The sequence below is a fragment of the Sorangium sp. So ce836 genome, assembly GCF_028553905.1.
GTDB lineage: Bacteria > Myxococcota_A > Polyangia > Polyangiales > Polyangiaceae > Sorangium > Sorangium cellulosum_D.
In genome coordinates this window covers 4,297,131-4,318,593 of record NZ_CP102233.1, presented here as the reverse complement: position 1 = coordinate 4,318,593, position 21,463 = coordinate 4,297,131, and the positions used below count along the sequence as shown (strand labels likewise).

The following is a 21,463-nucleotide window of genomic DNA, read 5'->3' as shown; positions in this document are numbered from 1 at the left end:
GGCTCTGCGGGAGCAATCAGCAGCAGAGGCCGCGAGCGCGAGCACGTGGCGGGGCGGCGACGTCCTTGCCATCACGCGGAGGGATCATGTCGCTCTCATCGGACCAACGGAATCTGAGCTGGAAGCCGCCCGACGCGCAGTCGCGCGTCGGGATCACGCTCGAGACGTACATCCTCGAGGGAATGCTCGGGTTCCCCGCGGCGACGGGGGCGTTCACCTCCCTGCTGAACCAGTTTGGCCTGGCGGCGAAGCTCGTGACGTCGAAGGTCCGGCGCGCCGGCCTCGCCAACGTCCTCGGGTACACCGGGCAGACGAACGTGCAGGGCGAGATCGTGCAGAAGCTCGACGAGGTCGCCAACGAGACGCTGCTCAGCGTGCTCGGACGGCGCGGGCACTGCGCCGCCGTGGTGAGCGAGGAGCTCGGCGAAATGAGGCTCCTCTCCACGGATCCGCGCGCCAAGTACATCGTCGTCGTGGACCCGCTCGACGGATCGTCGAACATCGACGTGAACATCTCGATCGGCACGATCTTCGGCGTGCTCCGCAAGAGCGACGCCAAGATGGGCGCCGATCCCTCGGATTTCCTGCGCCCCGGCCGCGATCTGGTCGCGGCCGGCTACGTGCTCTACGGGTCGTCGACGCTGCTCGTCATCACCACCGGCCTCGGCGGCGTGCACGGGTTCACGTACGATCCGACCGTCGGCGAATTTTTCCTCTCTCACGAGAACATCCGGATCCCGGAGCGCGGCTCGACCTACTCGATCAACGAGGGCCACAGCGCGCGGTGGCCCGAGGACGTGCGCCGCTGGAACACGTGGATCAAGGAGGAGAACAAGCACGAGGGGAGGCCCTACGGCGCCCGGTACGTGGGATCGCTGGTGGCGGATGCGCACCGGACGCTGCTCAAGGGCGGCATCTTCGCCTACCCCGCCGATCGAAGCGGCCAGGGCAAGCTGCGGCTGCTCTACGAGGCGAACCCGTTCGCCTTCATCTTCGAGGCCGCCGGCGGCAAGGCGAGCACGGGCTCCGATCGCATCCTCGATCGGGTGCCGAAGTCGCTCCACGAGCGCGTGCCGCTCGTCCTCGGCTCGCCCCGCGACGTCGACGACTTCGAGCAGTTCCTGCGCGGCGAGCGCTGACGCCGCGAGGGAACGCCGCCGCCCCTCCCCTCACGAGCCGAGCGTGGAGGGGGGCGGCCCCGCGGGTCAGACCCCCTGCGCGTCGGCGCCCCAGATCACCTTGTGGAGCTGGACCTGCACACGGACGCGAAGGCCGTCGTCGAGCACCCACTGGACGAGATCTCTCGGCGCGAGCTTGCCCCAGACGCACGAGGCGAGCAGCGTCACGCCGCGCGCGTCGAGGCGGCGCTCGCGGATGGTGTCCCGCATCCATTCGTAGTCCGCCCGATCGGCGAGCACGAACTTGATCTCGTCGCGCGGCGTGAGATGGTCCAGGTTCGACCAGCGGTTCCGGTGGGATTCCCCGGATCCGGGCGCCTTCAGATCCATGATCTTGTGCACGCGCGGGTCGACCCGCGACACGTCCGCCTCGCCGCTGGTCTCGACGAGGACCGTGCGGCCGGCGTCGCAGAGCTCCTTGAGGAGCGGGAGCGACCCGGGCTGGAGGAGGGGCTCCCCGCCCGTGAGCTCCACGAGCGACGTGCCGAGGGCGAGCGCGCGCTCGAGGACGTCGCTGCGGCGGAGGCGCTTGCCGCCGTAGAACGCCTGCGAGGTGTCGCACCAGGCGCAGCGCAGGTTGCACCCGGTGAGCCGGACGAAGGTGCACGGCAGCCCAGCGAACGTCGATTCGCCCTGCACGCTGGCGTAGATTTCGTGGACGACGAGGGTGTCTTCTTTCAAGGAAGCGACGCCTCCGAGGAGCCCGGGCCGGCCTCGGCGGCTCCGCGCCGCCGGCGACCCGCGATGGGGGCGCAAGCTTTGGCCGCGCCGACCGCGCAACGCAAGCGGCGCGAGGCGCTCAGCCGGTGATGACGCTGACCTCGCCCGCCGCCACCGCGCGGAGGACGCCGTCCCCTCCGCGGATCAGCAGGTGCCCCTCCGGGTCGATCCCCGCCGCGACGCCGGCCACGCCGGCGACCTCGACGCGGCGGCCGCGCAGCCAATCCATCCGGGCGAGATCCTCCGCGAAGGGCGCGAGCCTCCCCGCCTCGAACCTCGCCGCGGCGTCGCCGATCGCCTGGAGCAGCTCCGCCGCGAGGAGCTCGCGCGGGACGTCGTCGATCCCGAGCATCGCGAGCGACGTGGCCCGGCCCGAGAGCTCCGGCGGGAAGCTCGACGCGTGGACGTTCAGCCCGACGCCGACGATCACGCTGCTCACCGATTCGCCGCGCAGCTGGGCCTCGACCAGGATCCCCGCCAGCTTGCGGCCCCCGGCGAGCACGTCGTTCGGCCACTTGAGCCGCACCTCGGCGGCGGCGCCGTCGCCGCGGCGCGAACCGGGCGCGAGCCGCGCGAGCCGTTGCTCGACGACCGACGCCACGGCGAGCCCCATGACGAGGGCGATGGGGGCCACGCTGCTCGCCGGCAGGCCGGGGCGCAGCACGACCGACAGGTACAGGTTCTCCCCGGGCGGAGAGTGCCATGCGCGCCCGCCGCGCCCGCGGCCCTGGGTCTGCGCGTCGGCGAGGAACGCCGCCCCGTGCGGCGCCCCGGCGGCCGCCGCGCTCCGGGCGTCGTCGTTCGTCGACGCCGTCTCCGGCGCGACGGCGAGCGGCCTCCCGCTCGGCGCGCCGAGGCGCGCGAGCTCGCGCTCGATGGCCCCGGCGTCGAGCCGCCTCACAGCGAGAGATCCAGCGCGATGTCGGCCGAGCGCGCCGAGTGCGTCAGCGCCCCGACGCTGATGATGTCGATGCCCGCCGCGGCGAGCTCGGGGATGCGCTCCAGCGTGATCCCGCCGGAGACCTCGAGGAGAGGCCGGCCGTGCTGCGCCGACCGGACGCGCGCGGACGCCGTCTTGACGTTGGCCAGCGTGAAGTTGTCGAGCATGATGATGTCCGCGCCGGCAGAGAGCGCCTCGTCGAGCTCGCGGAGCGAGGCGACCTCGACCTCGATCTTCGTCGTGTGCGGGGCGCGCGCCCGCGCGCGGGCGATGGCGGTGGCGATGCCGCCCGCCGCGACGATGTGGTTGTCCTTGATGAGCACGGCGCTCCCGAGGCTGTCGCGGTGGTTGTGCGCGCCTCCGACGCGCACCGCGTAGCGCTCCAGCGCGCGCAGGCCGGGCGTCGTCTTGCGGGTGTCGGTGATGCGCACGCCGGACCCCTGCGGGATCGCCGCGGCGTAGCGGCGCGCCTCGGAGGCGACGCCGCTCATGCGCTGCGCGAAGTTGAGCGCGGTGCGCTCCGCGCTGAGGAGCGTGCGCGCGAGGCCGCGCACCGTCCAGAGCACGGCGCCGGTGTCGACCGCGGTGCCGTCCGCGATCAGCACCTCGCCCTCGACCTGCGGATCCAGTCGCTGAAAGACGCGGAGAAACACGTCCCCGCCGCAAACGACGAGCGGCTTGCGCGCCACCGCCTTCGCGGTCGCGCGCGCTGAAGCCTCGACACAGGCCTCGGTGGTGAGATCGCCTCCCGCGAGGTCTTCTTCCAGAGCGCGATCGATCAGGGCATCGAGCAACGGCGCAGCCAGCACAGGCATCTCCTCGAGCGCCGCAACCCCGGCGGCGCCCCCAGGTATACTCGTTCCCGCACGCGCGCATCAGCGCCGTCGCACCTACCCGAGGCGGGCGACGCAACGCGTTATCAAGGGTCGTGCCAGGGCGTGCGAGCTCGGCGGCGAGGCTGCCCGGGACGGGAGCCCGGCGGCGCGGAGGGGGCCCGCGGGGCCGAAAAGCGGTGCGGATCGCGACCTTCGCGACGCTGTGTCGCACAAATGGGGCTGACGTTCGTCTACCAGCCTGTGAGACTCTCCGAGCAACTCCAGCGCCCTCAACGGAGATCGATGCGTCCGCAGGCAGGCCAGGTCATCCACAACAAGTACCGACTCGTGCGCCTCATCGGCGACGGCGGCATGGGGAGCGTCTACGAAGCCCGCCACGAGGTGCTGGGGACGACGGTCGCCCTCAAGTTTCTCCACCCCGAGCTGTCTCGCCGCTCCGGCCTGGTGCAGCGCTTCCTGCAAGAGGCGCGCGTCTCCGCGCAGATCCAGAGCGCGCACGTGGTCCGCGTCGTCGACGTCGACCAGACCGCCGGCGGCCTGGCGTTCATCGTGATGGAGTACCTGGAGGGGAAGACGCTCCAGACGCTGTACGAGGAGCTCTACCGGGCCGGCATCCGGCTCGCCTACGCCGACGCCCTCGAGTACGCGATGCAGATGCTCGAGGGCGTCGAGGCCGCCCATCGCGCGGGCGTGGTCCACCGGGACCTCAAGCCGGACAACGTCATCATCACGAGGACGGCCAAGGGAGAGCCGCTCATCAAGCTGCTCGACTTCGGCATCGCCAAGCTGAAGGTCACGGGGGAGCTCGATCGCGGGCTCACGCGACCGGGCGTGATCATGGGCACCCCCGAGTACATGGCGCCCGAGCAGGCCTACTCGGCGGACTCCGTCGACGCGCGCGCGGACATCTTCTCGCTGGGCGTCATCATCTTCGAGATGCTGGCCGGCCGCCGGCCGGTCGGCGGCGACGAGCCCCAGCAGATCGCGGGCGCCTACCTGTCGGGCCAGATCTCGCGGCTCTCAGACCTGGCGCCGGAGCTCGCGCCGGGCCTCTGCGCCGCCGTCCACCGCGCGATGGCGGCCTCGCCGGCCGACCGGTTCGCGACCACCGCCGAGCTCCGCGGCGCCCTCGAGCCGTTCGCCCGCGCCGCCCGCGCCCCCTCGGCGCTCACCCCCTCGCCCTCCGAGGTCAGCGTGGCGCGGTCGTCCGGGCCCGCCCTGCCGGCAGCCCTCGCCGCACCCGCGATGCACGCGGCCTCCGCGGCGGCCGCAGCCAACGCGATGGGCGACGGTCGCACGAGCTCCGTCCCCAAGACGATCCCGCCCGAGAACGGCGGCGCGCAGCACGCGGCGAGCGGCCCCCCGGGCGCGCTCGGGCCCGCGACGCCCCTGGGCGGCTTCGCCTCGGACGCGCGGGGTCCCTCGGCGTCGACGCCGGGGGCGCCAGGGTTCACGCCCAGGCCAGAGCCCTCCTCGGGCCCGTACTTCGCTCAGGGCGGCTACCCCCCGGTCGGCCAGCCGGCGACCGTGAGCGCCGCGCCCTACATGCCCCCGCAAGGGGTGCCCGGGGTGCCGGCGACGAGCTACGAGCCCGGACCGTTCGATGTGGCGCCTCGCCCAGGAGGCACCGCGGTCGGCAACGTGCCCTTCATGGACCGGAGCTCGGCCGGCGCGTTCAACGGAGCTCCGGCGCCCGGCTACGGCGGCGCCTACGGGGGCGGCGTGCAGGGGTACGTCCCTGGGACGGCGCCGATGGATCCGCTGCCCAGGGCCTCGCACGCCGCCTCGGCGCACGGGGCGAAGCAGCCCGCGCGGCGCGGGACCTCGCTGTTCACCATCCTGCTGCTCGCCACGGGGATCACCGGGGCCGTCGTGGGCGGCGTCTACATCGCCAGCGAGCTCGGTCGGAGCGAGCAGGCCGACGTAGCGCCGGCCATGCCGACGTTCCAGCCGACCGCGACGGTGCCGTCGGAGCCGACCACCCCCGCGACGACGGCGCCCCCCGCCGTGACGCCGCCCCCGGTCGAGCCGCCGCCGGTGGTCGCCAAGCCCCAGCCCCGGCCGACGTCGACCTCGACCTCGAAGCCGCCGGCGACGCCGAGCGCGACGGGGACACAGCCGGCGCCGACGACGCGCCCGAGCGGGACGTCGATCCTCCCCAACCTGCCGCCGATCGTCATCCCGTCGACGTTCCCGTTCCCGTTCCCCGCGCCGACCGGCGCGCAGCCGCCGGCCAACCCCCAGCCCACCCCGAACACGACGACCCCGGCGCCGACGACGCCGGCCACCACGCCGTCCAGCAAGCCGCCACGGCGCGTGATCATCGTACCGAACAACTGACTCGCCCGGCGCAGGCGGTAGGATGCGATCTCGATGAGCAATCAGAATAGCGGTCCGCCGCCCGGATGGCCTGCGCCCCCGAGCGGCATGTACGGCCCTGGCAAGACCGTGCCCGGCGAGCCTCCGCTCGCAGGGCTCGACTCGTCTCAGGGCGCCTTCCCCGTGCCGCCAGGCACCGCGCCGCACGATCCAGGCGCCGCGGGCGGAGCCGTCCCGCGGACGATCGTCGAGGGCGGAGGCAACAGCGCGCCCCCGCCCGGCGCGCCGGCCCCTTACGGCTCGCCGGCAGGCGCGTACGGCGCGCCGCCGGCCGGCGCGCCCGGCCCGTACGGCCCCGGCGCAACCGCGACGTACGGCGGCCCTCCCGGACCAGGGGGCGCCTACGGGCAGCCGCCCCCGCCTCCCGCGAGCCCGTATGGCGGCTCGCCGTTCGGGGCTCCGAGCGGAGCCGCCGGCGCGCCGGGGTTTCACGGCGGCGCTCCGGCGCTGCCGGGCAGCGGCGGGCCGTACGCGGCGCCGATCCCCGCGCGGCCTCGCCCGAAGAGCTCCGGCCCGACGCTCGCGCTGATCGGGCTCGCCGCCTTCGTGGTCATCGGGGGCATCACGACCACCCTCTTCGTGATGCGCAGCGGAAGCTCGTCCGACGACGCGACGGTGCTGCCGCCGATCGACGCGCCCCCGGCGCCGGCGTCGGTCGCCGGCGATCCAACGCCGCCGCCCCCGGCCGCGACCACGACGCCCGAGCCGCCCCCGCCGGAGCCGGTCCCCGTCCCCGCGGCGGCCCCGAAACCGCCGCCGAAAGCGCAGCCCAAGCCGGCGAACCCGACCACCACGCCGACGATCCCGTCGACGACCGCTCAGCCGACGATCCCGACGACGCCCAGCGCGACGACCCCGACGACCACCCCGTCCGCATCCTCGACGGGCCGGAAGAAGATCATCCTGCCCGGCAGGAATTGAGCGGATCTCCGCGGCCCACCGCGCCGCCGTGGGCACAATCCGAAGCTCTCGCCCGAGTCCGCTTGACAAGGCGGTCAGGGTGATCAGCTTCCGACCTCATGAGCAAATCCGGGATCGCCGCAGTTCTGTCCTTCCTCATTCCGGGCGTTGGGCAGCTCTACAACGGCGCTTTTCTGCGCTGCATCTTCTGGCTGATCGTCACCCCCGGCCTGTGGATCGGCACGGGCGGATGGCTCGGCTGGGTCTGCCACCTGATCTCGGCCTACACCGCGTACCAGTACGCGAAGCGCTCGGGCGGCTGAGCCGCGACCCGCGAGGCGGCGCGCCGGGGCGAGCCGGCGCGCCCGCTCACGTCGCCTTCGCGAAGATCCTCTTCAGCACCTCGCCCGTCGCCGTCGGCTGACGCGAAAGCTCGCGCGGGGTGCCCTCGGCCACGATGCGCCCCCCGCCGGCGCCGCCCTCCGGGCCCAGCTCGACCACGTGATCCGCGCAGGCGATGACCGCCGGGTGGTGCTCGATGATCACCAGCGTGTCGCCGCGCTCGACCAGGCGGTCGAGCACGCGGACGAGGCGCGTCACGTCCGCGAGGTGCAGGCCGGTCGTGGGCTCATCGAGGACGTAGAGCGTCGGCTTGGGCCGCGCGCCGGCCGTCAGCTCCGCCGCGAGCTTGAGCCGCTGGGCCTCGCCGCCCGAGAGCGTGTGCGAGCCCTGGCCGATGTGGAGGTAGCCCACGCCGAGATCGCACATGGTCGAGAGCGGCGCGCGGATCCGCGGGTGCGCCGCGAAGACCTCGACCGCCTCCTCGGCGGTGAGATCGAGGACATCGCCGACGGACAGGCCGAGGTAGCGCACGTCGAGCGTCGCCGGCTCGAAGCGCGCGCCGCCGCACGCCTCGCACGGCGTGGTCACGTCGGGCAGGAACGACATCTCGTGCGCGATGACGCCCTGCCCCTCGCACACGGGGCACCGCCCACCCGAGGCCGTGTTGAACGAGAACCGCGCGGGGCCGTAGCCGCGCACCTGCGCGTCGGGACAGGCGGCGTAGAGCTTGCGGACCTCGTCCCAGACGCCCAGGAACGTCGCCGGGATCGAGCGCGGCGTCCGGCCGATGGGCGACTGGTCGACGGCCACCGCCCGCAGGATGCTCTTCGGCAGCCGCAGCGCCTTGTGCGGGCCCGGCTCGGGCGCCTCGAGCTTCAGCGCGCGGCGCGCGGCGGGGTAGAGCACCTTCTGGATCAGCGTGCTCTTCCCGGAGCCGGACACGCCGGCGACCACCGTCATCCGGCCCGCGGGGATCCGGAGCGCGTCGCCCTGGAGGTTGTGCGCGCGGGCGCCGAGGAGCTCGATGTGCTCGCGCGCCGGCGGGCGCGCCGGGCGCGCGCTGAGCAGGGCGTCCTCGCCGGCGAGCGCGCGCGCGGTCGGCGAGTCGGGGTTCGCGAGCACCTCGCGCGACGGCCCCGCCGCGACGATCCTGCCGCCCTTGCGGCCGCCCGACGGGCCGAGGTCGATCAGGTGGTCCGCGGCGCGGATCGTGTCGGCGTCGTGCTCCACCATGAGCACGGTGCTCCCCATGGCGGCGAGCCGACGCAGGTTGGAGAGCAGCCGATCGGTGTCGCGCGGGTGGAGGCCGATCGTCGGCTCGTCGAGCACGTACAGCGCCCCGGTGAGGCCGCTGCCGAGCTGCGCCGCGAGCCGCAGGCGCTGCATCTCGCCGCCCGAGAGGGTCGACGCGCGCCGATCGAGCGTGAGGTAGCCGAGGCCCACCTCGCAGACGAAGTCGAGCCGGCGGCAGAGCTCCTTGTGCGGCGCCTCGGCGATCAGCGCGCGATCGCCCGTGAAGCGCAGGCCCCTCGCCCAGGCGGCGGCGGCCGCCACCGACCGGCCCGACGCCTGGTGGTAACGCTCGCCGGCGAGCCGGACGGCCCGGGGGATCGGCGCGAGGCGCGAGCCGCCGCACGCCTCGCACGGATCGGGCGTCGCGAGCGCGTCGTCGTCGAAGTCCGAGGCGCCGGTCCCCTCGCACGCCTCGCAGCGGCCCTGCTTCGTGTTGAACGAGAACCAGCGGGGATCGAGCTCCGGGACGCCGACGCCGCAGCGCGGGCAGGTGCGCGTGGTGGAGAGCAGCTGCTCGCCGCCACGGCCGCCGGCGAGCTTCACCGCGCCCCGCCCGAACGCGAGGGCGCGATCGAAGAGCGCGCGATCGAGGGCGTCCATGCGCCCCTCGTAGATCACGAGGTCGATCGAGTGCTCCCGGCGCTTGTCGAGGCGGGGAGGGCTGTCGGTCGCGCACGGCTCGCCGTCGGCGAGCGCGCGGGTGATGCCGGCGCGGGCGGCCGCGGTGAAGACGTCGAGGTACGTCCCCTTGCGCGCCACGACCGCGGGGGCGAGCAGCGTCCGCGCGCCGCGCGTCGCGAGCAGCGAACGATAGACCTCGTCCGGCGAGCGCGCCTCGATCGGCACGTCGCAGTCCGGGCAGCGCGCCTCGCCGACCTTGGCGTAGAGCAGCCGCAGGTAGTGCGCGATCTCGGTCACGGTCGCGACGGTGGAGTTGGCGCCGGAGCGCGTGGTGCGCTGCTCGAGCGCGATCGACGGGGGTACGCCGGTGACGCGATCGACGTCCGGCCGCGGCAGCGTGGGGAGGAACTGGCGCGCGTAGGGGGTCAAGGTCTCGAGGAAGCGCCGCTGGCCCTCGGCGAAGACCACGTCGAACGCCAGCGTGCTCTTGCCGGAGCCGCTCGGGCCGGTCACGACGACGAGCTCGCCGTGCGGGATCACCGTCGAGACCTCGGCGAGGTTGTGCTCGCGGGCGCCCTCCACCTCGATGCGCCGCCGGTCGAGCGAGGCGCGCGCCGCGCCGTTGCCGCTGCGCTTGCCGGATTTCGCGGCGGCGGCGGGCGCCGCGGCCTTGGCGCCGCGCCGCGGCCTCGGCGACGCGCCGTCGCCGCGCAGCGCGAACCACTCGGCCAGCGCGCCGCCGGTCCGCGTCGCCGTCCTGGCCACCGCCTCGGGCGTCCCCTCGGCGACCACGCTCCCGCCCTCGCTGCCCGCGCCCGGCCCGAGATCGATGACCCAGTCGGCCGCCGCGACGACGTCGAGGTCGTGGTCGACCACGATCACGGAGGCGCCCTCGGCCACGAGCACCGAGAGCGAAGCGTTGAGGTGCTTCACCTCCTCCGGGTGCAGGCCGGCGCTCGGCTCGTCGAGGAGGAAGAGCGCGCCCGCGCACGGCTCGCCGAGCGCGCGCGCGATCTTGAGCCGCTGCGCCTCGCCGCCGGAGAGCGTCGAGAGCGGCTGGCCGAGCGTGAGGTAGCCGAGGCCGAGCTGCTTGAGCGGCGCGAGCGCCCGCCGGATCGCGGGCTCCCGCTCGAAGGCCGCGAAAGCCTCGTCGATCGAGAGATCGAGCACGTCGGCGACCGAGCGGCCGTCGAGCTTCACCTCGAGCACCTCGTCGCGGAAGCGCTTGCCCTTGCAGGTCGGGCAGGTCAGCGACACGTCGGCCAAGAACTGCATCTCGATCGTCTCGCTCCCCTCGCCGGCGCACGCCTCGCAGCGCCCGAGCGCGACGTTGAACGAGAAGTGGCCGGGCCCGAGATCCCGCGCCGCCGCCTCGGGCTGCTCGGCGAAGAGCGCGCGGACGCGGTTCCACGCGCCGGTGTAGGTCGCGGGGTTGCCCCGCGAGGTGCGCCCGAGCGGCGCCTGATCGACGAGCGTGACGGTGCGGATGTCGGCCGTGCCCTCGATGCGCCGGTACAGGCCCGGCGCATCGATGTCCTTGTAACCGCGGGCCCTCGCGATGTGCCGGTAGAGCACGTCGTTCACCAGCGTGCTCTTGCCCGACCCGCTCGGCCCCGTGATCGCCACCACGACGCCGAGCGGGACGTCGACGGAGACGTCGCGCAGGTTGTTCTCGCGCGCGCCGTGGATCGTGATCTTGCCGCTCGGCGACCTTCGCTCCGCGGGCGCCGCGGGCAGCGGCCTCTGCGCGGCGAGCCCCTCGGGGGGTCCGTCGAAGGTGACGCGCCCGCCCTGCTTGCCCGCGCCGGGGCCGAGCTCGACGACGCGATCGCTCGCCCGGATGACGAGCGGCTCGTGCTCGATGACGAGCACGGCGTTGCCGCGGTCGGCGAGCTCGCGCATGGCCGCGATGAGCGGCGGGATGTCCGTCGGATGCAGCCCGACGGTCGGCTCGTCGAGCACGAAGAGCGCGCCCGTCAGCGACGTGCCGAGCGCCGCGGTGAGCGCGACGCGCTGCGCCTCGCCGCCCGAGAGCGTGCGCGCCTGGCGGGAGAGCGAGAGGTAGCCGAGCCCGACGCGCTCGAGGTAGCCGAGCCGCGCGATGAGCTCGCGGCGCGCCATCTCCCCCTGGCCCGTCTGGGGGCGCTCGGCCTCGATCCGCGCGCGCGCCTCGCGGAGCTCGAGCTCGTGCCACGCGGCGAGATCGAGGCCGCCGACGCGGTAGAGGAGCGACTCGGGCGAGAGCCGCTTGCCGTGGCACGCGCCGCACACGTCGTAGGTGCGGTAGCGCGCGAGCAGCACGCGGACGTGCATCTTGTAGGTGCGCGTCTCGAGCCAGCGGAACCAGGCCTTCACGCCGGGGTACTTGCCCTGGCTCCACGTGCCCTCGCCCTCGAGCACGAGCGCGCGCTGCGCCTCGGAGAGGTCGCGCCACGGCCGGTCGGTGCGGATCCCGTTCCGCTCGCAGAAGGCGCGGAGCACCTTCCGCTCCCACGTGGTGGAGCGGCCGTTCCAGGGGCGGATCGCGCCGCCCGCGATCGATTTCGACGGGTCCGGGATCACCTTGTCGTAGTCGATGCCGAGGGTGCGGCCGAAGCCGCGGCACGAGGGGCACGCGCCGGTCGGCGACTGGTACGAGAAGAGCCCCGGGCGCGGCGGATCGAAGGCGCGCGCGCACGAGGGGCAGGCGAGCCCGCGCACGAGCCGGAGCCGCGTCGACCCCGCCCCGTTGCCGCCCGGCTCCTCGGCCTTGCGCTGCAGGTGGAGCGACGCGTCGCCTCCGCCGCCCTTCCACGCCTCCTCGATGGCGGCGCCGAGGCGCCGGCGCTCCCGCGGGGCGACTCGGACGCGATCGACGATGACCTCGACCTTGTCGGTGCCGCTCATCGCCTCGGAGGGCGCCACGCCGTCGAGGTCGCGCGCCTCGCCGCGGACGAGCAGGCGCCGGTAGCCGGCGGCGAGCAGCGACTCGCGCACGTCGAGGAACCGCTCGGTCCCCGCGACGGCGATCGGGTACGTGACGAGCGCGGTCGCGCCCTCGTGCTCGCTCGCGGCGAGCTCGGCCGCCCGCACCGGGTCGGTCCGCGCGGCCGGCGCCTCGCAGGACGGGCAGACGGGCACCGCCTCGCGCGCGAAGAGCGCGCAGAAGTACGGCTCGAGATCGGCCATCGTGGCGACGGTCGACCGCGAGCTCTTGACCGGCGCGCGGCGGTCGACGGCGACGCCGGCCGCCACGGGCTCGAGCGCATCGATCGGCGGCCGCTCGAGCCGCTCGAGGAACTGGCGAGCGTACGGGCTGAAGCTCTCGACGAACCGGCGCTGCCCCTCGGAGTAGAGCGTGTCGAGCGCGAGCGAGGACTTGCCGGCGCCGGACACGCCGGCGATGGCCACGAGCTCGCCGGGCCGGAAGTCGAGGTCGATGCCCTGGAGGTTGTGCGTGCGGGCGCCGCGGAGACAGATGGATTGCATAGGAGGCGCGGATGGGTGGGCCCCGCGGGGGTGGCGTCCCGGGTGGACAGGCCCGCGTGAAACCGCGAGTGTTTAGCCCCCTTTCCGCCCATCGTCGCGGACGATCGTACGTGACGGCGCGCAGAGCGCGCGCCTCGCGGCATTGCGCCCTTCGGCGCGGGATTCTCGCGTTCGTGTCGAGGCGTGCGCGGAGGGAGCGCGCGTGCTCCGAGCTGCCCCCGTCTGCCCGTGCGTCCGTCGCGACCGACGGACTCAGCGGCTGGCCGCGCTGGACTCAGCACCTAGCCGCGGGCGGACCCAGCGGCTAACCGCCGTTGACGAGGATGAGCGAGAGGTAGCCGTAGTCGTTGCTGGTCCAGTTCGGGCTCAACGTCTGGCCGCACATCCCGATGTTGTACGTGCCCGGGCTGAGGCCGGTGATGACGGCGTTGACCCCGAAGGGCACGCGCGTGCCTGCGGGGACCCGGCCTCCGGTCATCCCGAGACCGACCGCCTTCGGCGCCTCGAACACCGGGCCGGACGGCTCGGAGCGAACCCGCTGGTAGCACATGAACAGGCTGAGGCTGTTCGCTGGCTGGGTGCCCGATCCCAGGTACCGATGCGCCGTCGCGTAGATCGACTGGCTCGCCGACGAGACCTCCACCGAGCCCGTCGGGCCGAAGAAGTCGACGCCCGCTCCCACCGGGAGCGTGACGTGGTCGCCCGCGCCGCTGACCATCAGCGAGAGCACGACCCCCTGGGGCCCGGTCGGCCCGACGGGGCCCGTGAAGCCGCGGGGCCCCTCAGGCCCGATGGGGCCCTCGGGACCGGCCGGGCCCATCGGCCCTTGGGGGCCCGTCGGACCGATCGGCCCCTCCGGGCCGATCGGACCTATCGGACCTATCGGACCTATCGGACCTTGGGGGCCCACCGGACCGATCGGGCCCATCGGCCCCTGCGGGCCCATGGGGCCGACCGGGCCCTCCGGCCCGATCGGGCCCACCGCTCCCGCAGGCCCGACCGGGCCTTCGGGGCCTCTGGGGCCGGCCGGCCCTTGCGGCCCCGTGGGGCCTTCCGGCCCCGTTGCGCCCGTCGGCCCCGCCGGCCCCGTCGGCCCTTCCGGGCCCGTCGCGCCGGTCGGCCCGGTGGGGCCCGGCGGCCCTTCCGGGCCTTCGAGCCCTGCCGGCGAGCCGACCCACTCGCCGTCCTCGTTGATCACCTGGCCGCCGTTCACGGAGACCCCGCTCGCGTCGATCACCACCGTGCTGCCGTTCGCGGTGTTCACCGTGACCGACGTCGGCGTGATGTCGCCGTTCACGTTCCCGGCGAGGAGCGCGTAGGGCACGCTCGCGACCGTCGCGCGCGGCTTCAGCTCGACGTCGTCGCCGACCGTGATGCCGAGGTACCGCTCGGCGCCGTCGAAGATCGCGCCCTGGAACGGCGTGATCGAGCCGAGGCGCACCGAGAAGAAGCCGTCCTCGAACGTGATCGCGTGGACCTCGCTCCAGATGGGCGTCGACGCGTCGCGCGCGTCGTACAGGGCGAAGACGACATCGATCGTCTCGTTGATCGGCGCGTCGCGATCGTCGAAGAGCCGGCCCTGATGGGTGATGGTCGCCGGCACCGCCGCGGCCGCGGTCCCTGCGCCCGCGAGAGCGCCCGCCGCCAGGGCGGCGGCCGTCATGCGCCGCGCGATCCTCGATGTCCTCATCGCCACATCCTCGTCATGGCAAGCTCCCGTTGGCTCCGAGGAGCCCACCCTGCATCCGCACCTTGGGCGAGGCCGACGTCCCCTGGTTCTGCGCCGGCTGGCCGAGCGTGAACACCATCCGGTAGCGGGAGCTCCTCGCGACCTCGCCGGCGGTCACCGTCTCGGTCGCCTCCACGCCCGTCTCGGCGGGCGCGCTCCCGCCCTGCCCCTCGCCGCCGTGGCCGCCGCCGCCGACGCCGCCCTCCCCGCCGCTGCCCGCGCTCGCGCCCTGACCGCCGTCGCCCCCGACCCCGGCGCCGCTCGCGGCGTACGGCGCGTCGACCATCGAATCGGCGGCGCAGCTGCAGCTGCACGCGGGGGCCACCGCAGAGAGCGCCACCAGCGCTCCGAGCCAGGCGGAAAAGCCCCGTCCGCGATTCACTCCGTCCTCCGGTCCGACAGCACGTCGCGCTCGATGCATCCCATTGGACGAGCAGCGGCGCTCGGCGTCAAGCGACCGCACCGCGGCCGCGCGGCACAGGAGCGACGGCACGGCGCGGCGCCGCGGGGCGCGCACGGCCCCCCACAGGGCCGCGCCGCCCCGGCGCGCCGGCGCGAGCCGCCGCCCCGGCGCGCCGGCGCGAGCCGCCAAGAGACCGCCGTCGACGGCGCCGTGCGCGGAGAGGCGGTGGACAGACGGCGGCGCGCGCGCTATGCGGCCGCGTGAGCCGCGCTGGCAAAGAGAAGGAACGAGAGGGGGAGAAGCTCATCGTGCGCAACAAGCGCGCGACGTTCGACTACACCCTCGACGATCGGTTCGAGGCGGGGTTGGTGCTGCTCGGCAGCGAGGTGAAGATGCTCCGCGAGGGCGCCGCCGAGCTGACGGACAGCTGGTGCGCCATCGAGCACGGCGAGGTGTTCCTGAAGGGCGTCAACATCCCCGTGATGCCCGGGGCCGCCTTCGGGCACGAGGCGAAGCGCCCGCGCAAGCTGCTGCTCCACGAGAGCGAGATCGAGGCGATCCGCAAGGGCGTGGAGCGCGAGGGCATGACCGTGATCGCGACCCGCCTCTACTTCAAGAACGGCCGCGTGAAGGCCGAGATCGCCCTCGCGAAGGGGAAGAAGACCGTCGACAAGCGCGAGAGCCTGAAGGAGAAGGACGCCGCCCGCGAGGCCCGCGCGGCGATCGAGCGGGCCCGCGGCGGCGACCGCGGGCGCAGCCACGCGCCCCGCGCGGCGCGCGGCGAGGCTCGCCCGAACCCCCGGAGGCCGGAATGACCTGGCACCTCACCTGGTCGAGGGGCGGCGAGGCGGAGCTCGTCGAGATCGACGGCGACCGCGTGCGGCTCCGCTCGACCGCGTCGTCGGCCCCCGGCGCGCGCGTCGAGGGCGCGCTCCGGTCGACGGGGACGGCGATCCGGCTGAAGGTGGCCCGGTGCCGCCTGCGCGCCCCCCACGAGCCCGGCGAGCCGGCGCCGGCCGACCGCATCTACGAGCTCGAAGGCCGGCTCATCGACGCGACGCGTGAGGTCCGCGCCGAGCTCGCGCGGCTGGTCGCCGACGAGCCGCGCGAGCGTCCGGGCTGATCCGCGCCGCGCGGCGGAGCTGGCCGCGCTGCACCACGGCGAGCGTCCGGGCCGATCGGGACCCGCTGCGGCCCGTCCGGCAGCAGGTGTTGCGGTGACTCACGGCGACACTTACGCTGGTGATCCATGAAAATCGCGTCGCGCCCTCGTGTCATTTTGCGGCGTTGCTCGACGTATGATGTGGAGAAGATCCGCAGCATCGTGCGCAGCGGTCTCGAGGAGCTCTCGCTGCGCCCGCGCGGCCGGACGCTCATCAAGCCGAACGTCGTCGCCTCCGGCGCGCACTTCCCGCACGCCTATACGCGGCCCGAGTTCATCGAGGGGGTGATCGGCGCGCTCAGGGATCGCGACGACGGGCGCGTGACCGAGCTCGCCGTCGGCGAGCGGTGCGGCATCACGCTCCCGACCCGCATGACGTACGAGGGCGCCGGCTATTACCCGATGTTCCGGCGGACCGGGGTCAAGCATTACCACTTCGAGGAAGAGCAGCAGGTCGAGATCCGGCTCACGCACGAGGGCCGGCTGCGTGACTACCTGTTCACGCCGGAGCCCGTCGCGAAGGCCGACTTCTTCGTGAACTGCCCCAAGTTCAAGTCGCACCCCTGGACCACCGTCACCTTCTCGATGAAGAACTACATCGGGATCCAGGACGACCGGCACCGGCTCATCGATCACGACCACCGGCTGAACGAGAAGGTCGCCGACCTCCAGTACATCGTGCAGCCGCAGTTCATCGCGATCGACGCCATCACCGCCGGCGAGGGCCGGATGCTCACGCCGACGCCGTTCGACCTCGGCCTCATCCTCATGGGGAACAACCAGGTCGCCTTCGATTCGGTGTGCTGCCAGATCATCGGCGTCGATCCGAGGAGCGTCGACCACATCCGCCTGGCCTCGGAGCGCGGCTTCGGCCCGATGGACCTCGGCGAGATCGAGATCACCGGCGACGTGACGCTCGAGGAGGCGAGGCAGAAGGCCAAGGGGTTCAAGGTGGGCCTCGTCCGCGTCGAGAAGTACTTCGAGGGCACCAACATCACCGCCTACGCGGGCGCGCCGCCCGAGCCCGAGCACACCGACTACTGCTGGGGCGGCTGTCCAGGCGCCATCGAGGAGGCGATCGAGATCCTGCGCGAGTACGACAAGGAGTGCGACGCGAAGATGCCGCGGATGCACGTGGTGTTCGGCGCCTACGAGGGCCCCATCGACGCCAAGCCCGGCGAGAAGGTGGTCTTCATCGGCGACTGCGCGACGTACAAGGGCAAGATCGGCGATCAGCTGATCAGCATCGACAGCCTGTACCGCGAGCGGAGCGCGCGCGACCCCTACACCGCGAAGCACGACGACGTGCTGGCGAAGATGGTGAAGGTGACGACGAAGCTCGCGAAGGCCCGGAACGAGAGCGTCATCCGGCTCGAGGGCTGCCCGGTGAGCGTGGCGGAGCAGGTGCTCACGCTCGTCACGCTGGGCAAGACGAAGAACCCCTACTTCGCCGCCGATCAGGTGCTCGAGTTCAACAAGGCCTACGTCGCCTGGCGCGGGGCCTCGCTCGTGAAGCGCCTCGCCGGCAAGCCCTACCAGGTCCACGGGGCGTGCTCGCGCGGCGAGGCCGCCCCGGAGCTCCCGGCCGAGCCGCCTAGCCCGCCGGCCGCAGAGTGAGGTCGAAGAGGACCTCGAGCTCGTCCCGCACCTTGAAGGCGCCGAGCGGCCCCTTGACCTCGCGCACGCCGAGCGCGGCCAGCGAGACCTGACAGCCCCCCGTCACCCCGATGCGCCCCTCGCCGAGATCGCGCGAGGACAGGCGCGCCGCCAGCGCGGCGCTCCCCGAGGCGACCTGCACGCGCACGTCGGCGCGATCGCGCGCGGCCCCCGAGGCGCGGACCTCCACGACCTCGGTGCCCCCGAGCACCTCGCCCTGGATGCGGCGCTCGATGTCGCGGCGATCCCCGGCCGAGAGCGCATCCGGGTCGAGCCGGTCGCCGCGCAGGACCCCCGCGACGCGGAGATCGGCGACGCGGATCTCGAGCTCGGCCGTCCACGCGTCGCCGTCGAGCCGCGCCCGGCCGCGCAGCGCCGGCGCGGCGATCTCGAGGTCGTGCGCGAGCCGCGCGAGCATCCCGGCGGCGCGGGTGCGGATCGTCAGACGGGACGCGGCAGGCTCGAGGTGCAGCTCGTTCACGGGACGGGGATCCTTGTCACGCTTTCAGGAAGGAGGACGCCGCGCTCAGCGGCGCTTGGAGCGGCGCGGTCCGTCGGGGACCAGCACGTACCGGCTCGAGGACGGCTCGGGCTGGCGGAGGAGCTCGGCGCGGAGCAGCGCCTCCGAGAGCCGCGCCTCGATGACCTCGTCCGTGACGCCGGGCTCCAGGGTCACCACCGCGGCCTGGATGTCGCGCGCCAGCGCGTCGAACTCCGCGCTGTCGAAGGCGTAGATGTCGTCGGGGAACAGCAGCGCGAGCGGCTTCCGCTCCACGGCCGTGTTCGTCAGCGTCGCGAGGTCGCTCTCGACGATGAGCATGACGCGGGCCCGCAGGCACATCCCCCTGCAGCGCGCCGCGAGCGCCTCCGCCGAGCCGACGAGCAGGACCGAGCGAGGCGTGTTGACCGCCTTGGTGGCCTCGTCGTCGTCGTGAGTCATTCCTCGAAGAGTACGTGAGAACGGGCGGATGAAGCCATCCCCCTCGCGTGGCCGGCGGCTCCGCGCCTCGGAACGGAGGTCGAGCGGCCGGCCGCGGCAGCTGGACCGGCGGCGGAAGCCGTAACGCGCGCCCCCGCCGCCGCGGCGCGCGACGCTACTCCCTGCAGCGCGCCGCCGCGGCGAGCGCGAGGAGAACGGCGCTCAGCGCGAGCCAGCCGGCGCTCGCCGCCTGGCCGAGCCCGAGCGGCGCGGGACCGCCGAGGAGGTTCACGGCGTTGCCCCGCGGCATCAGCGCGCCGACCACCCCGGCCGAGCCTCCGAAGAGGAAATCGGCCGCGAGCGGCGCGAAGCGGCCGAGGCCGCGCCGGTGGAAGGTCGCGCCGAGCGAGAACCAGCCGGCGTAGGCGGCGCCGGTGAGCGCGCCGATCCACCCACTGATGAGCATGTCATGGACGAACGGCGCAGCGCCGGGCCCCCGGGCGGTCGCGACGACGACGACGGCGAGCAACGCGCCCACCACGGCGGCGGCGAGGGCCGTGGTCAGTGCGATGCCGAGCGCGACATGGTGGGAGGAGGCGCCGAAGCGGGCCGCCGGCCAGGCCGCGTCGCGCAGCGCGGTCCGATCGGCGGCGTCGGCGGCGAGGGCGAAGATCGTGAGCGGTGTGACCAGGCGGAACGTGGCGAGCAGCGCCCGGTCGACGGCGCCGGACGACCCGAACGCGACCTCGATGACCGCCGCCGCCACCGCGAGCGCCACGCCGAGGCCGAGCGCCAGCAGCGGGCGCCGCGCGCGGAGGCGGCTCAGGGCCATCTCCATGCCGAGCCGGACGCCCACCCGCGCGGGCGTCCCCCGCTCGGAGCCCCCCTCCGCGGGGGGAGCCGGCTGCGCTGCGTCCATCGGGGCGCTCTCACCCACCATGCTGGCGTCCTGTCTCCGCGGCGCGCGGCGAGCCGTCGGCGGCCGGCGCGTCGAACGCCGCCACGGCGACGGGGCCCTCGGGCGGCGCGCCGGGCAGCGGCGCAGCGCCGTCCCCCGCAGGCGCGCCGAACGGCCGGCGCGGGCGAACGGCGGCGAGGTGCAGCGCGGTCGCGGCCCGCACGTCGTGCAGCGACGGCGCCGGGGAGGAGATCGCGATCAGCGCGACGTCCTCCCGCGCGGCCGCATCCACGAGCGCGAGCGCCGCCGCCTCCCGGTCCGCGGCCCGGATCCGCAGCGTCGACGACGCCTCGGCCGGCCCCGGCTCCCACGCGCCCGCGCGCACCGCGGGGGAGCGCGCGAGCGCGGCGGCGAGCACGCGAGCGCCGGGCGCGCCGGGCGCGCGCTCGTGGACGAGCACGTGGAGCTCGAGCTCGGGCCCCGCGGCGCCGGGCGCGGCCGGGCTCGGGGCGACCGCGAGGCGCTCGCCGTCGCCGGGCTCGGTCCGGGCGATGACGCCGCGATCGAGCACGTGGATGCGATCGGCGAGGGCGCGCGCGTCCACCGCCGAGGACGTGATGAGCACGACGCAGGCGCCGCCCGCCGCGAGCGCGCGCAGGCGCTCCCGGACCGGCGCGGGCGACGGCACGGCGACGTCGGCGAACGGCTCGACGAGGCAGAGCAGGAGCGGCTGCGGCCCCCCCAGGGCGAGCGCCAGCTCGATCGCCCGCGCCTCGGCGAAGCCGAGCGAGGCCCGGCGGCGGGCGAGGAGCGGCGCGACGCCGAGCGCGTCGAGCAGCGCGGCGGCGCCGCTCGCGGGCGCGCCGCGGGCGCGGAGCGCCACCGACATGGACGACGCCACCGACGCGCCGTCGGGCAGCTCCGGGGCGATGGAGAGGACGCCGATCCGCGCCCGCGTCGCCGCGCTCCGGTGCGGATCGCGCCCCCCCACGAGGACGCGGCCGGCGAGGGGCGCGGCGCGCCCCGCGAGCACCTCGGCGAGCGCCAGCGTCCCGTCCTCCGGCGCGCCGAGGACGGCGTGCACGCCCGGGCCGAGCGCCGCCGCCGCGCCGAAGAGGCTCCCGCGGGGGCGCCCCGCCTCGCCGGCGCTGTCGCGCGCGCGCACGCCCTCGAGCGCCGCGATGGGCGCGCCCGGGGTCATCCGGCGGGGCCCCCGGCCGAGCGGGCCGCGAAGGAGAGGAACGCGCCGAGCGCGCCCGGGATCGACCAGCGCGCGTCGCCGGCGAGGTCGGCGAGGGCCCAGGGGACGAGGGTCAGCGAGAGGAACAGGGCGCGCCCGCGCGCGCCGGCGACGCGGCCGCTCGCCGCGGCGAGCCCGCCGAGCGTCACGCCGGAGACGGCGCCGAACAGGGCGAGCGCGGCGCCGAAGGCGAGGTGCTGGAGCGCGAGCAGCACCGAGCCGGAGAGGAGCGCCGCGAGCGCCGAGAGCGCGGCCAGCGGGAGCGCGACGACGCGCGCGATCTCCAGCATCGCGGCGAGGCTGCGCGCGCCGTGCAGCGAGGCCCGCGAGATCCCCCGCGCCGCGGCGAGCGCCTCGACGCCGTCGCGGCGGTCGGACGCGGGCCGGTCGTGCGCCGCGGCGAGGGCGATGGGGCCGGCGGCGCCCCACGCGAGCCAGCGCGCCGCGGACCCGAGCAGCCCCTCGAGCGACGCCGTCCCGTCGTCCAGCCGGAGCACGAGCGCGGTGGCGCCGTACCCGAGCGAGATCAGCGCCGCCATGGCGAGGCCGACCTGCCCGCCGCGCGCGCCGCGCAGCCGCGCGCACGCCAGCGCGACCGCGGCGCGCAGCGCCTTCCGCGCGGCCGCGCGCCGCCGCCCGGGATCGTCCGGACGCCTGCTCGGCGCGTCGCGCGGTTCGGGGTCGTGCGGGCGGGTCATCGAAGGGGCGTGCCGAGAGAGCGTGCAGGCGGGCGCGCGGGCGGAGCGGCGCGCTGCTAGCGCTGCCCTTCCAGGCGCGCG

At 74.8% G+C, this 21,463-nt stretch carries 18 protein-coding genes; 7 read left to right on the top strand and 11 right to left on the bottom strand.

Features of this window, described 5'->3' with window-relative positions; translation table 11 throughout:
* Nucleotides 1–86: 86 nt before the first annotated feature.
* Nucleotides 87–1,139, top strand: a complete 1,053-nt coding sequence (fbp, locus tag NQZ70_RS15920) for a class 1 fructose-bisphosphatase (protein ID WP_129574968.1) — start codon at nt 87–89, stop codon at nt 1,137–1,139.
* Nucleotides 1,140–1,205: 66 nt separating this feature from the next.
* On the opposite strand, the gene NQZ70_RS15915 is transcribed toward fbp, so the two are convergent.
* The 3 genes from NQZ70_RS15915 to nadC all read right to left on the bottom strand — a co-directional run bounded on the left by NQZ70_RS15915 (nt 1,206) and on the right by nadC (nt 3,647).
* Complete coding sequence (locus NQZ70_RS15915; protein WP_129574967.1) at nt 1,206–1,859, bottom strand: radical SAM protein; 654 nt, start codon at nt 1,857–1,859, stop codon at nt 1,206–1,208.
* A gap of 118 nt (nt 1,860–1,977) precedes the next feature.
* Entirely contained in the window at nt 1,978–2,799 is an 822-nt protein-coding gene (locus tag NQZ70_RS15910; protein WP_129574966.1) for a biotin--[acetyl-CoA-carboxylase] ligase, read from the bottom strand.
* A complete protein-coding gene (gene nadC / locus NQZ70_RS15905) occupies nt 2,796–3,647 on the bottom strand; it encodes a carboxylating nicotinate-nucleotide diphosphorylase (protein ID WP_129574965.1) in 852 nt (283 codons plus the stop codon). Before nadC ends, NQZ70_RS15910 begins: the two co-directional genes overlap by 4 nt.
* A 309-nt stretch (nt 3,648–3,956) precedes the next feature.
* Between nadC and NQZ70_RS15900 the strand changes: the two genes are divergently transcribed.
* The 3 genes from NQZ70_RS15900 to NQZ70_RS15890 all read left to right on the top strand — a co-directional run bounded on the left by NQZ70_RS15900 (nt 3,957) and on the right by NQZ70_RS15890 (nt 7,276).
* Nucleotides 3,957–6,014, top strand: a complete 2,058-nt coding sequence (locus NQZ70_RS15900; RefSeq protein ID WP_165373979.1) for a serine/threonine-protein kinase — start codon at nt 3,957–3,959, stop codon at nt 6,012–6,014.
* Between the two features lie 33 nt (nt 6,015–6,047).
* Nucleotides 6,048–6,974 carry a hypothetical protein gene (locus NQZ70_RS15895; protein ID WP_129574963.1) on the top strand — a complete coding sequence of 309 codons (927 nt, stop codon included), beginning with the start codon at nt 6,048–6,050 and terminating at the stop codon, nt 6,972–6,974.
* Between the two features lie 98 nt (nt 6,975–7,072).
* Nucleotides 7,073–7,276, top strand: a complete 204-nt coding sequence (locus NQZ70_RS15890; RefSeq protein ID WP_129574962.1) for a hypothetical protein — start codon at nt 7,073–7,075, stop codon at nt 7,274–7,276.
* A 46-nt stretch (nt 7,277–7,322) separates the two neighbouring features.
* On the opposite strand, the gene uvrA is transcribed toward NQZ70_RS15890, so the two are convergent.
* The 3 genes from uvrA to NQZ70_RS15875 all read right to left on the bottom strand — a co-directional run bounded on the left by uvrA (nt 7,323) and on the right by NQZ70_RS15875 (nt 14,746).
* Nucleotides 7,323–12,677, bottom strand: coding sequence for an excinuclease ABC subunit UvrA (uvrA, locus tag NQZ70_RS15885; RefSeq protein ID WP_129574961.1), 5,355 nt, complete (start codon nt 12,675–12,677; stop codon nt 7,323–7,325).
* 304 nt (nt 12,678–12,981) lie between these two features.
* Nucleotides 12,982–14,367: a collagen-like protein gene (locus NQZ70_RS15880; protein ID WP_129574960.1), complete on the bottom strand. Its 1,386-nt coding sequence runs from the start codon at nt 14,365–14,367 to the stop codon at nt 12,982–12,984.
* A gap of 13 nt (nt 14,368–14,380) precedes the next feature.
* A complete protein-coding gene (locus NQZ70_RS15875) occupies nt 14,381–14,746 on the bottom strand; it encodes a hypothetical protein (RefSeq protein ID WP_272828461.1) in 366 nt (121 codons plus the stop codon).
* A gap of 323 nt (nt 14,747–15,069) precedes the next feature.
* Here NQZ70_RS15875 and smpB point away from each other — a divergent pair, with 323 nt between their 5' ends.
* From smpB to NQZ70_RS15860, 3 genes are all read left to right on the top strand, one after another.
* Nucleotides 15,070–15,624 (top strand): SsrA-binding protein SmpB, encoded by a 555-nt coding sequence (smpB, locus tag NQZ70_RS15870; protein ID WP_129574959.1) that lies wholly within the window; start codon nt 15,070–15,072, stop codon nt 15,622–15,624.
* Nucleotides 15,621–15,932, top strand: coding sequence for a hypothetical protein (locus tag NQZ70_RS15865; RefSeq protein ID WP_129574958.1), 312 nt, complete (start codon nt 15,621–15,623; stop codon nt 15,930–15,932). The genes smpB and NQZ70_RS15865 overlap by 4 nt, the downstream gene beginning before the upstream one ends.
* 201 nt (nt 15,933–16,133) lie before the next feature.
* Entirely contained in the window at nt 16,134–17,588 is a 1,455-nt protein-coding gene (locus tag NQZ70_RS15860; protein ID WP_237245340.1) for a DUF362 domain-containing protein, read from the top strand.
* Here NQZ70_RS15860 and NQZ70_RS15855 read toward each other — a convergent pair.
* The 5 genes from NQZ70_RS15855 to NQZ70_RS15835 form a co-directional block, all read right to left on the bottom strand.
* A complete protein-coding gene (locus tag NQZ70_RS15855) occupies nt 17,566–18,108 on the bottom strand; it encodes a hypothetical protein (RefSeq protein ID WP_129574956.1) in 543 nt (180 codons plus the stop codon). The two genes, NQZ70_RS15860 and NQZ70_RS15855, sit on opposite strands and share 23 nt — an antisense overlap.
* A gap of 45 nt (nt 18,109–18,153) precedes the next feature.
* Nucleotides 18,154–18,567 (bottom strand): hypothetical protein, encoded by a 414-nt coding sequence (locus NQZ70_RS15850; protein ID WP_129574955.1) that lies wholly within the window; start codon nt 18,565–18,567, stop codon nt 18,154–18,156.
* A 154-nt stretch (nt 18,568–18,721) separates the two neighbouring features.
* A complete protein-coding gene (locus NQZ70_RS15845; protein WP_129574954.1) occupies nt 18,722–19,486 on the bottom strand; it encodes a hypothetical protein in 765 nt (254 codons plus the stop codon).
* A complete protein-coding gene (locus NQZ70_RS15840) occupies nt 19,476–20,645 on the bottom strand; it encodes an ABC transporter ATP-binding protein (RefSeq protein WP_129574953.1) in 1,170 nt (389 codons plus the stop codon). The genes NQZ70_RS15845 and NQZ70_RS15840 overlap by 11 nt, the downstream gene beginning before the upstream one ends.
* Entirely contained in the window at nt 20,642–21,382 is a 741-nt protein-coding gene (locus NQZ70_RS15835) for a hypothetical protein (RefSeq protein ID WP_237245339.1), read from the bottom strand. Before NQZ70_RS15835 ends, NQZ70_RS15840 begins: the two co-directional genes overlap by 4 nt.
* Nucleotides 21,383–21,463: the final 81 nt, after the last annotated feature.

What these genes read in the sequence shown, in the direction of transcription:
- fbp (WP_129574968.1), top strand. Translation starts at nt 87, where the DNA reads ATGTCGCTCTCATCGGACCAACGGAATCTGAGCTGGAAGCCGCCCGAC.
- NQZ70_RS15900 (WP_165373979.1), top strand. Translation starts at nt 3,957, where the DNA reads ATGCGTCCGCAGGCAGGCCAGGTCATCCACAACAAGTACCGACTCGTG.
- NQZ70_RS15895 (WP_129574963.1), top strand. Translation starts at nt 6,048, where the DNA reads ATGAGCAATCAGAATAGCGGTCCGCCGCCCGGATGGCCTGCGCCCCCG.
- NQZ70_RS15890 (WP_129574962.1), top strand. Translation starts at nt 7,073, where the DNA reads ATGAGCAAATCCGGGATCGCCGCAGTTCTGTCCTTCCTCATTCCGGGC.
- uvrA (WP_129574961.1), bottom strand. Translation starts at nt 12,677, where the DNA reads ATGCAATCCATCTGTCTCCGCGGCGCCCGCACGCACAACCTCCAGGGC.
- NQZ70_RS15880 (WP_129574960.1), bottom strand. Translation starts at nt 14,367, where the DNA reads ATGAGGACATCGAGGATCGCGCGGCGCATGACGGCCGCCGCCCTGGCG.
- NQZ70_RS15865 (WP_129574958.1), top strand. Translation starts at nt 15,621, where the DNA reads ATGACCTGGCACCTCACCTGGTCGAGGGGCGGCGAGGCGGAGCTCGTC.
- NQZ70_RS15850 (WP_129574955.1), bottom strand. Translation starts at nt 18,567, where the DNA reads ATGACTCACGACGACGACGAGGCCACCAAGGCGGTCAACACGCCTCGC.
- NQZ70_RS15845 (WP_129574954.1), bottom strand. Translation starts at nt 19,486, where the DNA reads ATGGTGGGTGAGAGCGCCCCGATGGACGCAGCGCAGCCGGCTCCCCCC.
- NQZ70_RS15840 (WP_129574953.1), bottom strand. Translation starts at nt 20,645, where the DNA reads ATGACCCCGGGCGCGCCCATCGCGGCGCTCGAGGGCGTGCGCGCGCGC.
- NQZ70_RS15835 (WP_237245339.1), bottom strand. Translation starts at nt 21,382, where the DNA reads ATGACCCGCCCGCACGACCCCGAACCGCGCGACGCGCCGAGCAGGCGT.